Annotated in this window: 14 protein-coding genes; 10 read left to right on the top strand and 4 right to left on the bottom strand. The window is 64.6% G+C overall.

Annotated elements, in window-relative coordinates; translation table 11 throughout:
• Positions 1 to 186: 186 nt before the first annotated feature.
• Entirely contained in the window at positions 187 to 1869 is a 1683-nt protein-coding gene (locus ACSQ9E_RS14015) for a hypothetical protein (protein WP_436218154.1), read from the top strand.
• 310 nt (positions 1870 to 2179) lie between these two features.
• Here the strand turns inward: ACSQ9E_RS14015 and ACSQ9E_RS14010 are convergent, their stop codons facing one another.
• From ACSQ9E_RS14010 to ACSQ9E_RS14000, 3 genes are all read right to left on the bottom strand, one after another.
• Positions 2180 to 2707 carry a hypothetical protein gene (locus ACSQ9E_RS14010; protein WP_157412638.1) on the bottom strand — a complete coding sequence of 176 codons (528 nt, stop codon included), beginning with the start codon at positions 2705 to 2707 and terminating at the stop codon, positions 2180 to 2182.
• A gap of 1355 nt (positions 2708 to 4062) precedes the next feature.
• Entirely contained in the window at positions 4063 to 4431 is a 369-nt protein-coding gene (locus ACSQ9E_RS14005) for a DUF1428 domain-containing protein (protein ID WP_057204488.1), read from the bottom strand.
• A gap of 257 nt (positions 4432 to 4688) precedes the next feature.
• Complete coding sequence (locus ACSQ9E_RS14000; RefSeq protein ID WP_436218153.1) at positions 4689 to 5912, bottom strand: hypothetical protein; 1224 nt, start codon at positions 5910 to 5912, stop codon at positions 4689 to 4691.
• A 100-nt stretch (positions 5913 to 6012) separates the two neighbouring features.
• Between ACSQ9E_RS14000 and ACSQ9E_RS13995 the strand changes: the two genes are divergently transcribed.
• A complete protein-coding gene (locus ACSQ9E_RS13995; protein ID WP_436218152.1) occupies positions 6013 to 6609 on the top strand; it encodes a hypothetical protein in 597 nt (198 codons plus the stop codon).
• Between the two features lie 137 nt (positions 6610 to 6746).
• On the opposite strand, the gene ACSQ9E_RS13990 is transcribed toward ACSQ9E_RS13995, so the two are convergent.
• Entirely contained in the window at positions 6747 to 7205 is a 459-nt protein-coding gene (locus ACSQ9E_RS13990; RefSeq protein ID WP_436218151.1) for an Rrf2 family transcriptional regulator, read from the bottom strand.
• A 225-nt stretch (positions 7206 to 7430) separates the two neighbouring features.
• Between ACSQ9E_RS13990 and ACSQ9E_RS13985 the strand changes: the two genes are divergently transcribed.
• The 8 genes from ACSQ9E_RS13985 to ACSQ9E_RS13950 all read left to right on the top strand — a co-directional run bounded on the left by ACSQ9E_RS13985 (position 7431) and on the right by ACSQ9E_RS13950 (position 14776).
• The gene (locus ACSQ9E_RS13985; RefSeq protein ID WP_436218150.1) at positions 7431 to 8333 is read left to right on the top strand and encodes an NAD(P)/FAD-dependent oxidoreductase; all 903 of its coding nucleotides are present in this window, start codon (positions 7431 to 7433) and stop codon (positions 8331 to 8333) included.
• Between the two features lie 135 nt (positions 8334 to 8468).
• Positions 8469 to 8924 (top strand): fasciclin domain-containing protein, encoded by a 456-nt coding sequence (locus tag ACSQ9E_RS13980; RefSeq protein ID WP_057265383.1) that lies wholly within the window; start codon positions 8469 to 8471, stop codon positions 8922 to 8924.
• A 119-nt stretch (positions 8925 to 9043) separates the two neighbouring features.
• Positions 9044 to 9982, top strand: a complete 939-nt coding sequence (locus ACSQ9E_RS13975) for a fasciclin domain-containing protein (RefSeq protein ID WP_057265382.1) — start codon at positions 9044 to 9046, stop codon at positions 9980 to 9982.
• A gap of 85 nt (positions 9983 to 10067) precedes the next feature.
• The gene (locus tag ACSQ9E_RS13970; RefSeq protein ID WP_436218149.1) at positions 10068 to 10649 is read left to right on the top strand and encodes a lipocalin family protein; all 582 of its coding nucleotides are present in this window, start codon (positions 10068 to 10070) and stop codon (positions 10647 to 10649) included.
• Entirely contained in the window at positions 10646 to 11671 is a 1026-nt protein-coding gene (locus ACSQ9E_RS13965) for an NAD(P)/FAD-dependent oxidoreductase (RefSeq protein WP_436218148.1), read from the top strand. Before ACSQ9E_RS13970 ends, ACSQ9E_RS13965 begins: the two co-directional genes overlap by 4 nt.
• Positions 11672 to 11697: 26 nt before the next feature.
• Positions 11698 to 11871, top strand: coding sequence for a DUF2256 domain-containing protein (locus ACSQ9E_RS13960; protein WP_436218147.1), 174 nt, complete (start codon positions 11698 to 11700; stop codon positions 11869 to 11871).
• A complete protein-coding gene (locus ACSQ9E_RS13955) occupies positions 11868 to 13220 on the top strand; it encodes a DASH family cryptochrome (RefSeq protein ID WP_436218146.1) in 1353 nt (450 codons plus the stop codon). The genes ACSQ9E_RS13960 and ACSQ9E_RS13955 overlap by 4 nt, the downstream gene beginning before the upstream one ends.
• Positions 13217 to 14776, top strand: a complete 1560-nt coding sequence (locus ACSQ9E_RS13950) for a cryptochrome/photolyase family protein (RefSeq protein WP_436218145.1) — start codon at positions 13217 to 13219, stop codon at positions 14774 to 14776. Before ACSQ9E_RS13955 ends, ACSQ9E_RS13950 begins: the two co-directional genes overlap by 4 nt.
• The last annotated feature ends 392 nt before the right edge of the window (positions 14777 to 15168 follow it).

The raw sequence follows: 15168 nt of genomic DNA, 5'->3' as shown, positions 1-15168 counted from the left end.
TGGCTGCCATCGGCCAAGAGCGGCCATTGCGTTTTTGCGATAGCCAAGCCAAAAACCGAATTTGCAGCGTCGATTGAAGGTCGGAAAGACCGAATATGGGTCAGTGGACAATTTGTCAAGCCAGCGGGTACCGCGCCTGGACACAATGGCGCCTCAGACGCCTTTTCGCTTTTCTACACCACCCTCATGTCTTCCAACATCCTGACTTTTACTTGCGTAGGTGCAGACGCTCTCAAGCTTTCCACGCTGCACGATCACCTTCAGATCGCCGTCGGCAAGTTTGCTGACCAGTGGCCCGCGCCACTGCAGGTTTGCTTCGACGACTGGGAGAAGCCCTTCTTGACCAGTGCGTCGCTGCGCGGCGAGACACTGCGCTTCGTGGTCGACAGCTCATCCGGCGACGAACTGGAGAAAGCGCACATCCAGGCATTGCACGACGCTGGCGCGACGCACATCCGGGTACGCATCTGGTACGGGCAGGTCGGCGAAACGCGAACGCTGCACTACCAGGGCGGCAAGAAGGTTGCGGCCAAGGCCTTCCCGGCGCCGACGCTGACCGAGGAGGAGCAGCTGCTGGAGTTGCTGCTCGAGGGCAAGGAAGCAGCCTTCGCCAAGGCCATCAAGGGCGGCGCACCGAAGGACGCGCTCGTCGATGGCGCGCCGCTACTGGTACATGCGGCCAAGGCCAGCCTTGGCAAGGCGGTGTCGGCCTTGTTGAACGCCGGAGCTGACGTGATCGCTTGCCTTGCTTGGGTCGACGAGATCGCTGGGGCGATTCAGCGCCACGGCGGCAAGGCGGCACCCGCACTGCTGCGCACGCTCGTCGAGGCGCCGCAGGCCGATCCCTCGGCGCTGTGGCGTTCCGCAAATGTGCTGCTTGTGCTCTGCGAGTATCCTGAGCTATTGGCCTTGCTGGCGTCGCGCGAGGGCGTTGACGTCAACGCGCAGATCCGCTGGGCCCACAAGGGCCAACTGGAGGGGAGTCTGCTCTTCAACAGTAGATTTCTATTCGACAACCGGCCAGGCGTACTGGCCGTGTTGAAGGCATTGGGGGCGCGCTCCGTACCGCCGCCGACCATGAGTGATCAACGCCGCCTCGAGCGAATGTACTTTCAGGAACGCGACGCCGACACCATTGCCGAGCTGGTCGCCGCGGGGGTGGACCTGGACACACCGCTGTGGGATCACCGCCCCATCTCCTTGCTGCGCAACTTGTTTCGTCACCCCACGATGGGATGCAGACCGCTGACCCTGGCCAACGAACTTCTCGCAAGCGGTGCGAGCGCTGCATTCTGGATGGAGCCAGATGCGTTTCAGGACGAGGTGCTAAAGGGCCTTTTCGATACCGATAATCTGGCCTGGATAACCGATGCCACGCTAAGCGACGAGCGCCGTTTTGTCCCGCAGCGCGATGCCAACCTGGTCGCCAACTTCATTGGCGGGCTGCTTGCCCGAGGCCTGGACGCAAACATGACGGTGCGCCTGTGCGTGGAAAAGCTGTCGAGCAAAGGCAGAGGCGCGGCGGGTAGCTACAAGAGCCTGCATTGGCGCGGCCCTCTTCTCGGTGCCGTCGCGTTGCTCCTGTGCGGTCGAGGCACGGAGATGCGTTCGATCTGCCTGCCACTTGTCGAGCTGCTGTTGAGCCACGGAGCCAACCCGGATACCGAAGGCGAGTTGCTCGACGCCATGATGAACGAGACAAACTGGGTAGTCCATCTGCGTGGCGACTGGACCATCGAAGCGTGGCGAGACCATGCCGCAACAGGCACGGTGCTTGAACGCCTCCGGCAACGGCAGGCGCAGGATCCGGACGAGGTCGATGCGGTCTTGATTGCCAGCATGGAGCGGACCGTCGCCTCCGCACGATGAGTTTGACTTGACCATGTCCAATTGCATTGGGTTGAATCTGGTCGAAAGTCCGCTTTGGGCCGAGGCTGTGTGAAAACGCGCTTTACGCCCTTGACTTGCCAGCCGAATCAAAAATCGACCGCTCAGATCGGCCTACAACGCACGATGTCGATGCGAGCAATGGTTGAAGTACCCCCCGAAATTCGTCTATCGACGTTTTCACACAACCTCGGCCCACAGCGGAAGTTCAAGATTCCGCAAAGCAGTCGTTCAATGGTGAAGCTGAGCCGCGAGCGACGGCCTGCCGACCTGAGTCGGCTCGAGCGACTGGTTAGCGATGCTCAAGTAGATACAGGCCACATCTCTCGGCCCATTCACGAACGGGTTCAATGCACGCGGGATTGTTGAAATAGAAGTGATGCGTGTCATCCCAGCTTTCCAAAAATGCGCAGTCCAGCTCGGGTAGGACGACTTGAAAATGACGGTGCCTAAGAGTTTGGCCACCATTCGGCGTGCAGTAATTTGATAGCGCCTCTGGGGAGATGAACTCGCGAAATGTGGTGCGGTCATGCGCGCGCCTGCGAAAAGTAAAGGACAGGACAGGTGTTTCGGCAACAAGCAAAGCACAGAACGCAGCGTGACATGCGTTCCGAATTTGCTGCTCCTCTCGTGGGACATTTTCCAAAAGTCTATTGGCTTCGTCGCGCGTAAGCCAATGATCGAAGACGGTGATCGCCACCCCTCTCGGGATGCCAAAGCGGTTCTCTTCGTTCCAGACTACTGTTTTGAGCCAGGGGTACTGACTCCGCAACTCGGTTTGGCGAATGCTTGATAGATTACGAAGGCGGCGCGCTTGCATGGCTAAATTCTTATGGGGCTCACGCCGCTATCTATCGCCGCGCTTGCGCCCAGCGCCGGCTTGCGTTTCGGCTGTAAACCGTTGAAATTGCTGAGCTTTCTGCCATGCTCTTCAAGCTCTAACCTCATTAAAAATCCTGTGAAAAGAGGCAGTCGTTACATGTTCGCTTATGGCAGAGGCTGTGTAAAAACGCGCCATACGCCCTGGTGCTGCTGGTCTTCTCAGAAATCGACCGCTCAGAACGGCCTACAAGGCACGATCTCGATGCGAGCAATGGTTTAAATACCCCCGCAAAAGTCAGCCATCGACGTTTTCACACAGCCTCGGCCGTATGCCGCCGCAGCAGCGGCACAGCTTTCCCGTGTGAACCTTAGCCGCATCCTACAGATGGCCTCGACGACTTATGTCCACGCCCAAGGTCATCGGGGGATACTGATGCCTTACAGTGAGTGCCAGGCCAGTTACGAAGACAAGTTGGATAGCTGAATCAGGGCCTTCGCCCAAGGCGTCCCAAACGCGAACTTCTGCAATCACTGCGGGTAAATACTTCCGAACCGCGTCGATTTGCTCGGACGCCCTCCAGTTTTCCGGCCAGCCCGCTGGCATCCTTGTCGAACTCGACACTTCCTGCAGTTTGATGCCCAGGGCTGGGTAGGCACCTGGTATTGAAACCTCGCATGGTGAAACTTGGACCGTCGGGGATTCGGCGATAGTCAATCTGACAAGGTCAGTTGCAATAGCCGCTGTTGTTTGGTCTACCCAAGCAGGATGTGTCTTCCTTGGCGGACATATCCAGACAGCCTCGAGCAGCTGATTGATCATCGAAGAAGGGTGCATTTTGTCTAAGTGCCGGACTCCAACGTCCACTCTTGGCCGAGGCTGTGTAAAAACGCGCCATATGCCCTGGTGCTGCTGGTCTTCTCAGAAATCGACCGCTCAGAACGGCCTACAACGCTCGATCTCGATGCGAGCAATGGTTGAAGTACCCCCGCAAAAGTCAGCCATCGACGTTTTCACACAGCCTCGGCCGATAGCGGAAGTCTAGCTGGTGGCTCCAGCGCCCTGTATCACCCAAGAAGGCGACTGGACAAAGCTGCACAGGCCCGATTTGGAAATGACCACGAGCGCCGAACTGAGTGTCCAGCTCCCGCCGTTCCAGCTGTCCAGCTCAGTTCGTCCCCACTGTCCAGCAGCGACCGAAATACGCACTTGCAACTTTATCAGCGACACCTGAAGCCCTCGAGCACATGCGCAGCGTGGCAGGCTGGCAGTGTTCGAGCTGCGACCGGACCCTGCCACTGCCAGCCCGCGAGTTGCACCGGGGAGCGTGCGCGCTGCGCGACGTTGGCGACTGCTCAAGCCTTCACTTCGACCACCTGTTCGAAGCCGCCGAAGATCATGCGTTTGCCGTCGAAGGGCATGGGCGGGTTGCCGGGGGCGGACGGGTCCATGCGCGGGTCTTCCATCATCTTCTTCATGCCTGCCTCGCGTGTGGCCTTGTCCGGCCATTCGACCCACGAAAAGGCCACGGTTTCCTCGGCCGTGGCCTGGACCGCGCGGCGGAAATCGGTGACTTTGCCGTCGGGGACGTCATCGCCCCAGCCCTCGATCACCCGGATGGCGCCCAGCTCGATGAAGATCGGGTCGAGCTTGCGCGCGTGCTCGATGAATTTTTGCTTGTTGGCGGTGGGTACTGCGATCACGAAACCGTCGATGTAAGACATGTCTTGACTCCTGTTGGGTTGACCATGCGGCGCGCCCGCCCGTGGGCACCCCGTCATCACACGACGAACGACAGTACGCCCAATCGACATGGGGCGCCTGGAAAGACACGTTTTTTTACCAGTGACTGGAGCGATGCCACTGCAGGACGCCTGTTGCGTCGGCCGCCGCGTTGCGTTCTCGGCAAGGTGCCCATGTCCCCGCGAGCAACCCCATCGCCACCCAGAGCACGGCCCCACGGGGGTGACAGCCGGTTGGCCTACGCTGCGGTCAGTTGGCTGATTCTTGCCATCGCCTTGTGGATCCCCGGGGCGCGGTCCGGAACGTCTTCTCTGTCCACACCAGGGGTGATGGCATCGCTCCCATCCTTGACGGAGGTCATCCGGTGCAGAAAGAGCAGGCTCTCCTTCAAATCGGCGGATTCCGTCACGTCGGACATCAATCCTTTGAAATCCGTGATCACCTCGCGGTAGGCACTGCCGTCCTTTTGCAGGCTGCCGACCTGCCGGTACCACGATGCTTGGCGCAGGTGCTCGAAGAAGGACAGCACTTCGGGCTGGAATACACCCTCCTGCCCATTGACCAGGATATCCCGACCCGGCGCAAACGTCTCGCGGTAGGGGAGCAGGGCTGCGAGCTCATCCGCCTCAATGGCGAAAGGCAGTTCGGCCAGCTTCTTGCGAGGCCCTTTGAGCCAGCGCAGCTTGACCTCCTGCGCATGGTCTGCAAGGGTCTGGGGGATTTTGCCGACCTCTTTTCCATACATCTGGATGTCCTGGACGATCAGGTAGCGCTCCCCTTGCAGCGCCGTCCGCGCCTCTTCGCATGCCCGCATGATCCAGTAGGCCTGGTCTGCGTCCTTGGCACCGAAGCGCTTGGAGCTCTGGGCAATGAACCCGATGTTCTGCGCCATGTTCCAAGCCGCCACTGCCCAGTAGCGGTGGTCTGTCAGCTTCTCCTGCGAGGGGGATTCGTCATGGATGTACTCGTTCCAGGCACCGCTCGGAGCGGTTCCGATGGCGGCGGCAGTCGATGATTTTGCTGGCGCGCCCAGCCACCCATATCCATGGGCCTTGCCCCCTTCGAAAACACAGAGCGCGTAGTCCTTGCTGCTCTCCTCGGACTCGAAGCGGACAAAGCTTCCATCGCGCACAAAGGGCGCCAGCGCCTCCAAGCGTTGGGATACCCGCTCGGTGATCTTGTCGACGTCGATCTCGTCGATCTCCAGCACGGTTTTCTGGCCCTTGCCATGCCAGCCTATCGCCGCCAGTGCGGCATCGAATGGCATGTCCTCATCAATCCAGCCCTTGTCCAGCAGGAGCTTGGAAACCTCCTTCGCATGCTTCTTGGCAATCTTGATGTTGATGTCAGTCTGGCGAAACGCGATACCCATTCTCAATTCCTTGCAGAGACTTTTTAAGTGCATGCGCATCCTAAGCGCCTGCAAGGTCTTGGCACTGGACACTTTGTCCAGTGCCAGCATGTCCGCAGGCGCTAGACTTTCGCCTGCAGTTGCAGTGCTCAACCGGTTTGAACCCTTGCTGAATGGTTCAAGCCTCAACAATATCAACAGGGAGGAAAAAATGATTGAAGTCAACGGTGGGGTGGTGGGTGTGTCGGATCGCGCGGTGTTTTTCAGCACGCAAAAGGATCTTGAGCCACGTGCTCTTGCAATGCTCGGCAAGAAGGAAAAAGCCAAACTGGGCGAGCACGGCAGGTTGATCGAGAAGGACAAGGTGGCCTCTGTGCATGCCACCAAGGATGCACGGTTCACCACCGTGATCACCGCGAAGGGCCTGGGCGACGACATCGGCGTGCATGCCCTGTCGGAGGCGGCCCAAAAACGCATCGTGGCCAGCGTTCAGGCGCTGATGGGCCAGGCCGGCAAAGTCGATCAGCTGCGGCCAGGGCTTTTGCAACGTTCGGGCAAATCCATCTTCCTTGCCATTGCCACGCTGGTGCTCACCGGGTTGTTCCACTTTGTCGTGTCGTCGATGGGCAATGCATCGGTCGAGGCCTCAGGCAAGCATGCCGGCAAGGAAAAGCTGCTGTACTCCATCGCCAGCACATTGGGCCCCAAGGGCACGCTGTTGGTCGGCGGCGTGATTGCAGCGCTGTTTCTCTTCAGTGCCTACAAGAACAGCAAGAAAAGCTGGGTGACAGAGCGCTATTCTTTCTGAGGATTGCCTTGCTGCTGGGGAGAGCCTGCCCCAGCCATGAGCGGCCGTTCAAGCGCCGCTTGGCGTATTGCACGCAAACCTCCCAAAGTACGGGCTTGCCCTGGCGGAGTCGTATCTCCGGTTCCAATGGACGCGGGTCAATGCCCTGCGGGCCCATGAACCGCCCACCCCTTGGCCACGCACTCCGCATCGAACTGCCTGGCCAGGTCGGCCAGCGCAATCGAGCCCAGCCGCGCGATCAGCAGCGCCTCGGCCTGGCGCAGGGCATCGTCCAGCGCGGCGTTGACCACGCGCTCCACCGCGCATTCGGGGTTGTCGCTGCCGTTGCCGATGGCAAACAGGTGCGGCCCGGCCACGGCGTTGTGGATGTCTAGCAGCGTCACCTGCGCCAGGTCGCAGGCAATGGTCCAGCCGCCGCCATGGCCCTTTTCTGAGCGCACATAGCCCGCATCGCGCAGGCCCGCCATCGTGCGGCGCACCACCACGGGGTTGGTCTGCAGCATGGCGGCGATCTGCTCGGAGGTGAAGGGCGCATCGTGCCTTGCCATGTGCAGCAGCACGTGGAGCATTCGCGAAAGCCGGCTGTCACTGCGCATGAGGTTTTGGTCCTTGGGTGGAGCGCCTCAAAACACTCTTCTGGCGTCGTTGCTGCGTCTTGTCGTACTGCTCGTACTGCCTGCGACACAGCGCCTAGCCAGAACCGCTTCGCTGAGTGTTGTGAGCCGCTGGGGTGTGATTCTTGAATCATTGTAAGTTGCATGAAATTGGGTGGCGCGTTATCATGAAACTTCAAAAGTATCGTGAATCAAAAGGAACCCCACATGCACTACGACGCCATCGTGATCGGCGGCAGCTACGCCGGCCTGGCCGCCGCAACCCAACTGGCGCGGGCGCGCCGGCGTGTGTTGGTGGTGGACGCCGGCCAGCGCCGCAACCGCTTTGCCGAGCACTCGCACGGCTTTCTCACGCAAGATGGCACGCCTGCAGCCGACATCGCAGCCCAGGGGCGCGCTCAGCTCATGGCCTACCCGACGGTCGATTGGCGCGAGGGCAAGGTCACGGCCGCCGAGCGGGCAGGGCAGGGCTTTCGCATCGAGGTGGATGGGGCGGCATCAACGCCCGAGCCCATCGACGCCCGCCGCCTGGTGCTGGCCACCGGCGTCATCGACCACCTGCCCGAGGTGCCCGGGCTGGCCGAGCGCTGGGGCCGCCACGTCTTTCACTGCCCGTACTGCCATGGCTACGAGCTGAACCAGGGCCGCATCGGCGCCCTGGGCGTGTCGCCGTTTTCCATGCATGTCGCGTTGATGCTGCCCGACTGGGGCCAGGCCACCTTCTTCCTGAACGGTGCCTTCGAGCCCGATGCGGACCAGTTGGCGCAGCTGCAGGCGCGCGGCGTGGTGCTGGAGCGGGGCCTCATCGACCGCATCGAACGCGCCATGGACATCGTGATGCGTGACGGCCGCGTGATTGCGCAAGACGGCCTGTTCACCCTGACCCGCGTGGAGGTGGCCAGCCCCATTGCCCAGGCCCTGGGCTGCGAGTTTGAAGACGGGCCCCTGGGCCGCACCATCAAGACCGACGCCATGAAGGCCACCACCGTGCCCGGCGTGTATGCCTGCGGCGACGCGGCGCGCCAGGGCGGCTCGCTGCCGCTGGTGGTGGGCGACGGCACGCTGGCGGGCGCGGCCACGCACCAATCGCTGATCTTTGGCGGGCATTGAAAGCGCGTCATGTGACCGGATGAAACCAATTGGTTTTAATAAAACTAATTGGTAGAAATTAAAACCAAACGGTCATACAATCGGCCCGCGCCCATCTTGGCGTGTGAGTGCATCCCCATATTGAGGAATGAAATCATGAAGAAGACCCTGGTTGCCCTGGCCCTTACCGCAGGCGCCACCTTTAGCGCAATGGCGCAAGACATCGTTGACACCGCCGTGAAGGCCGGTAACTTCAAGACCCTGGTGGCAGCCGTGCAGGCCGCCGGCCTGGTGGACACGCTCAAGGGCCCCGGCCCGTTCACCGTGTTCGCGCCCACCGATGAAGCGTTTGCCAAGATCCCCAAGGCCACGCTCGACGGCCTGCTCAAGGACAAGGCGGCGCTCACCAAGGTGCTCACCTACCACGTGGTGCCCGGCAAGGTCATGGCCAAGGACGTCAAGGCCGGCAAGGTCAAGACCGTGCAAGGCCAGGAGATCACCGTGTCCACCAACATGGGCGTGATGGTCGACCAGTCCAAGGTCATCGCCACCGACGTCGCCGCCAGCAACGGCGTGATCCATGCCATCGACACGGTGCTGATGCCCAAGTAAGCGGCCCACGGTTTGCGCGCCTGCCCGTGCAAAGCTGCCGGGTGGCGCAGATTCAAGGGGGCCTGTCCGGCAGGCCCCCTCTCTTTTCATCCACTGTCTGACAGCGAGGAGAGATTCCCATGAACACTGCATTCAACCGCCGCACCGTCCTTCTGGCCGCCGCCCTGGGGGCCAGCACCACCGTGCTCCAGGCCTGTGGGGGCAGCGACGACGAACCCCAGCGCAACATAGTCGAACTGGCGCAGAACACCCCGGAGCTGAGCATCCTTGTCGAGGCCGTGGTGGCCGCCGGGCTGGCGCCCACGCTGAGCACGGGCAGCCTCACCGTGTTTGCCCCCACCAACGCGGCCTTCGCCGCGCTGCTGGCCGAGCTGGGCCTGACCAAAGAGGCGCTGCTGGCCAACAAGCCCCTGCTCACCGCTGTGCTCACCTACCACGTGCTCGGTAGCCGGGTGGTGCGCGCAGACGTACCTCTGGGCAAGGCCATCACCCCGGTCTCCGGCGGCTTCTTCAAGATCGAGTCTGCCAACGGCCTCAAGATCACCGATGGCCGCAACCGCGTCACCACCATCACCAGCACCGACATCCAGGCCAGCAACGGCGTGGTGCACCTGGTGGACCGCGTGCTGCTGCCGGCAGACAAGGACATCGTGGCCACCGCCATGGCAGTGCCCGACTTCAGCATCCTCGTCGAGGCCGTGGCCGCCGCCGGCCTGGTGGCCACGCTGAAAGGCCCCGGCCCGTTCACCGTGTTCGCGCCCACCAATGCCGCCTTTGCGGCGCTGCTGGCCGAGCTGGGCCTGACCAAGGAGGCGCTGCTGGCCGACACCGCCTTGCTGACCCGCGTGCTCACCTACCACGTGGTGCCGGCGCGGGTGCTGAAGGCCGAGGTGCCCGTCAACACCGCCATCGCCACCGTGCAGGGCCAGAGCTTCACGGTCAACCCCAGCCTCGTGATCACCGACCAGAGCCTTCGCACCAGCCGCATCACCGGCACCGATGTGTTTGCCAGCAATGGCGTGGTGCATACGGTGGACCGGGTGCTTTTGCCCAAGTAGGCTGGCCGCACCCTCTGCGCAGTACCCCGGAAACCACGCCGCCGGGCTTCTGGGGGCTGCAACGGATTTTTTGAGTTCATCGCCCATGTCCACCACCGCATCCCCCTGGCTTCGCCGCGCCGCACTGGCCTGGCTTGCCTCCATGGCACTGGCCCTGGCCGCCTGCTCATCCACCGCCCCGCCGCCCGGCATCACCCCCGTCACGCCGTTCGACCTGGCGCGCTACGAGGGCCGCTGGTACGAGGTGGCGCGGCTCGACCATTCCTTCGAGCGCGGCATGACGGACGTGAGCGCCACGTACCAGCGCCAGGCGGATGGCAGCGTGCGCGTGCTCAACCGGGGCTTTGACACCACCAAGGGCAGCCAGGGCGGCGAATGGCGCCAGGCCGTGGGCAAGGCGCTGTTCACGGGCGATGCGCAGACCGCCTCGCTCAAGGTGTCGTTCTTCGGGCCGTTCTACGGCGGCTACCACGTCGCCGCGCTCGACGCCGAGTACGGCTGGGCCCTGGTGGTAGGGCCCGACCGCAGCTACTGCTGGATTTTGTCGCGCAGCAAACAGCTGGCCCCGGGTGTGCGCGAGCAGCTCATCGCCCGCGCCAGCGCGCTGGGCATCGACACCCAGGCGCTGATCTGGGTGACCCAGCAACGCACCGACCCGCAGCCATGAGCGCAGCCGCACACACCCGCCTGCAGATAGCCGTGGTCGGCGCCGGCCTGGCAGGCCTGTCGTGCGCGCAGGATTTGCTGCAGGCCGGCCATGCCGTGCAGGTGCTGGACAAGAGCCGGGGCCCCTCGGGCCGCATGGCCACACGGCGGGCCCAAGACGAGGCCACCGGTGCCTGGCAGTGCGACCATGGCGCCCAGTATTTCACCGCACGCGACCCGGCCTTTCGCGCCGAGGTGGCGCGCTGGCAGGCGGCCGGCGTGGCTACGCCATGGCCTGCACGCCTGGCCAGCTTTGACGGCACGGCCTGGACCACGCCGCACACCCCGCTGGAGCGCTTTGTGGGCACGCCGCGCATGACCGCGCCGGCCGCCTGGCTGGTGCAGCAGGGCCTTGGCGACCACGCGGCTACACAGTGGCAGACCACCGTGCAGCGGCTGCAGCACACCGGCGAGGGCTGGGCCATCACCTCGGCAGAGCAGGGTCTGCATGCGGCGCGGTACGACCGCGTGGTGCTGGCCATGCCCGCGCCGCAGGCTGCGGCGCTGCTCGCACCCGTGGCGCCCGATGGCGCTGCCCTGGCTGCCAGTGCCCGCATGCGCGGCAGCTGGGCGGTGATGCTGCGCTATGCCGCACCCGTGGCCTTGCCCTGGGACGGCGCCTTCATCAACGCCGGCCCGCTGCGCTGGGTGGCCCGCGACAGCAGCAAGCCCGGCCGCACCGGGCCCGAGACCTGGCTGCTGCACGCCAGCCCGGAGTGGAGCGAGGCGCACATCGAGGACAGCGCCGAGTCGGTCACCGCAGCCCTGCTGGCCGCATTTGCCGCCCTGGGCGGGCCGCCGCCCGTGGCCGCCACGTCCCACCGCTGGCGCTATGCCGACACCGAGCCCGCGCTGCAGCAAGGCTGCTGGTGGAGCAGCGCCCTGGGCCTGGGTGTGTGCGGCGACTGGCTGCACGGCGGCAAGGTGGAAGGCGCATGGCTCAGCGGCCGCGCGCTGGCGCACCAGATGCTGCTGCCCGCCTGACCTGCCCGCGCCATTGATCGCCCCCCATGCGCATGCGCAAGAAGCACGACCTGCCGCAGAAAACCTGCCAGCACTGCGGCCTGCCCTTCACCTGGCGCAAGAAGTGGGAGAAGGTGTGGGACGCGGTCAAATACTGCTCTGACCGCTGCCGCAACGAGCGCAAGGCCACCGGAAACATGCGAACCGGGTGCACGCCATGACCGCCCCCCGCACCGTGCTCTTCTGGTTCCGCCGCGACCTGCGCCTGCACGACCACGGCGCGCTGGCCGCCGCCCTGGGCAGCGGCACCACCCACCTGGTGCCCGTGCACTGCCAGCCCCCCGCCGGCGAGACCACGCCCTGGGGCTTTGCCCGCAGGGGCCTGCACCGGCGTGCCTTCGAGGGCGCCGCACTGCGCGACCTGGCGGCCGGCATGGCCCGACTGGGCAACCCCTTGCTGCAGTGCCAGGGCCAGCCCGCCACCGTGCTGCCCGCGCTGGCCCGCGCCGTGGGCGCCACCACCGTGGTGTGTGAAGAGATTGCCGCCCCCCATGAGCAGGCCGAGGTGGCTGCCCTGCGCGCAGTCGGCCTGCAGGTGCAGACCGTGTGGCACAGCAGCCTGCTGCAGCCGTGCGATCTGCCCTGGCCCGTGGGCGACCTGCCTGGCGTGTTCACCACCTTTCGGCAGGCGGTGGAGCAGGCCGGCATCCAGCCACCGCAGCCGCTGCCGGCGCCTGCGGCCCTGCTGCCGCGGCCCGCAGCGTTGACCGATGCGGTGTGGCAAGAGGTCGTGCACATGGCCGGCGCTGTGGGTGCGGCGCAAGGGCAGGGCGGGCCCGGTGACGAGGTAGGTGAGGGCGCCGGCTGCTATGTGCGCTCCTCCTTCCCCTACGGCACCCCCGCCTGCGATGGGGGTGAAACCGCCGCACTGGCCCATGTGCAGCAGTACCTGGCCAGCGGGCAAGCCCACACCTACAAGGCCACCCGCAACGGGCTCACGGGGTTGGGCTACTCCAGCAAGTTCTCGCCCTGGCTGGCCACGGGCGCGCTCTCGGCCCGGCATGCCATGGCCGCGATGCGCCAATTCGAGGCCGCGCACGGCGCCAACGAAGGCACCTACTGGCTCTGGTTCGAGCTGCTGTGGCGCGACTATTTTCGGCTGCTGCACCTGCAGCACGGGCGCACCCTGTACCGTGCGCGCGGCCTCTCGGCACAGCCGCTGGCGCCCCACAACGCAGCCGGGTTCGCGCGCTGGTGCGCTGGCGATACGGGCGAGCCGCTGGTGGACGCTGCCCTGCGCGAGCTGGCCGCCACCGGCTACCTCAGCAACCGCCTGCGCCAGGTGGCAGCCAGCTACCTCATCCACGACCTGCAGGGCGACTGGCGCGCGGGCGCCGCCTGGTTCGAATCGCAACTGGTGGACTACGACCCCTACAGCAACCAGGGCAACTGGCTCTACATCGCCGGACGCGGCACCGACCCGCGTGGCGGGCGCCGCTTCAACCCCGCCAAGCAGACGCAAGACCACGACGCCGACGGCAGCTACCGCCGCCTGTGGGGCACGGCATGACACGCCCTGGCCGCGAGCCCGCGCCGGCCCACACCCTGCGTCTGGTGCTGGGCGACCAGCTCAACCCCGGGCACAGCTGGTTTGCCACACCCGATGCCGGCGTGGTCTATGTGCTGATGGAGGTGCGGCAAGAGACCGACTACGTGCTGCACCATGCGCAAAAGATCCTGGCCATCTTTGCCGCCATGCGCGACCTGGCGCGCCACCTGCGCAGCGCCGGGCACCGCGTGCGCTACGTGGCCATCGACGACGCCAGCAACCGCCAGTCCGTGCCCGGCAACCTGACCGCCCTCATGGCGCACTACGGCGCGCAGCGGCTTGAGTACCAGCACCCCGACGAATGGCGGCTCGACGAACAGTTGCGACACTGGTGCGCAGAGCAGCCCTTTGCCACGCAGGCCGTGGGCAGCGAACATTTTTACACCACCCGCAGCGAGGTGGCCGAGGTGTTTGCAGGCCGCAAACAGTGGCTCATGGAGCACTTCTACCGCCGCATGCGCCACCAGCATGGCGTGCTGATCGACGAGGCCGGCGAGCCCGAGGGCGGCCAGTGGAACTATGACCACGACAACCGCAAGCCCTGGCCCGGCACCCCGCCCGCGCCGCCCGATGCGCGGCCCGTGCACGACCACAGCGCCCTGTGGGCCACCATCGTCGCCGCCGGCGTGCAGAGCTTTGGCAACCCGCAGGCCGCGCAGCTGCGCTGGCCGCTGAACCGGGCCGAGGCCCTGGCCGGGCTCGACCACTTCATCGCCACCACGCTGGCGCACTTTGGCGAGTATGAAGACGCCATGAGCACGCGCAGCCCGCACCTGTTCCACTCACTGCTGTCGTTCGCCCTCAACACCAAGATGCTGCAGCCGCGCGAGGTGGTGCAGCGCGCCCAGGCCGCATGGCAGGCCGGCACTGCGCCGCTGGCGGCGGTGGAGGGCTTCATCCGCCAGATCCTGGGCTGGCGCGAGTACGTGCGCGGCATCTACTGGGCCCACATGCCCGGCTACGACGAGCGCAACGCCCTGGGCCACACCACGCCGCTGCCGCAGTGGTTCTGGAGCGGCGATACCCGCATGCGCTGTCTGCAGCATGCGGTGGGGCAATCGCTCGACGGTGCCTATGCCCACCACATCCAGCGCCTCATGGTCATCGGCAACTTTGCCCTGCTGGCCGGGCTGGACCCTGCGGCCGTGCACCGCTGGTACCTGGGGGTCTACATCGACGCCTTCGAGTGGGTCGAACTGCCCAACACCCTGGGCATGAGCCAGTTCGCCGACGGCGGCCTGCTGGCCACCAAGCCCTATGTCAGCAGCGCCGCCTACATCGACCGCATGGGCGACTACTGCAAAGGCTGCCACTACGACAAGAAGCTGAAGGTGGGCGAGCGCGCCTGCCCCTACAACGCTTTGTACTGGGACTTCTTTGACCGCAACGAAGCCTCTCTGGGCAGCAACTTCCGGCTGGGCATGGTGTACCGCCAGCTGCAGAAAATGCAGGGCCCGCAGTTGGAGGCGCTGCGTGGGCATGCCAGCCATCTGCGCGCAAACCTGGATGCGCTGTAAAGCGCAGCGTGCAGCGAGCCATGCGTGTTTTGATCAGGCGCTGGCCTGCGTACCGACGGAACGCACAGCGCTCTTGAATTGCACCGGCCCTCGGCCTAGACTGAGGTGCCGGGATATCGCGGCCAGGCGCTGTCGAGTGTCCATGCCCCTCCCGCAAGTTTGCAATACTGGACCATTGAGGACCGCATGATGGCTACCGCCCCCAGACGAGAAAAAATCCTTGCCGCACTTCAGACTGCATGCATCTGTATCGCGGTTGAATTGGCCATTGTGCTGCTGCTGGGCACCCTCACGGACTCGTACCTGGGCGCAGTGGCGGTATCGCTCGCCATCCTGGGCCCCGCATCCTTGTGGCTTGCTCCATCGGTGTACGGCCGCGTTCTTCGCTCGAA

The sequence above is a fragment of the Acidovorax sp. LjRoot118 genome, assembly GCF_964253575.1.
Lineage (GTDB): Bacteria > Pseudomonadota > Gammaproteobacteria > Burkholderiales > Burkholderiaceae_C > Acidovorax.
The sequence above is the reverse complement of the archived record's forward strand: the minus strand, read 5'-3'. Positions and strand labels throughout refer to the sequence as shown.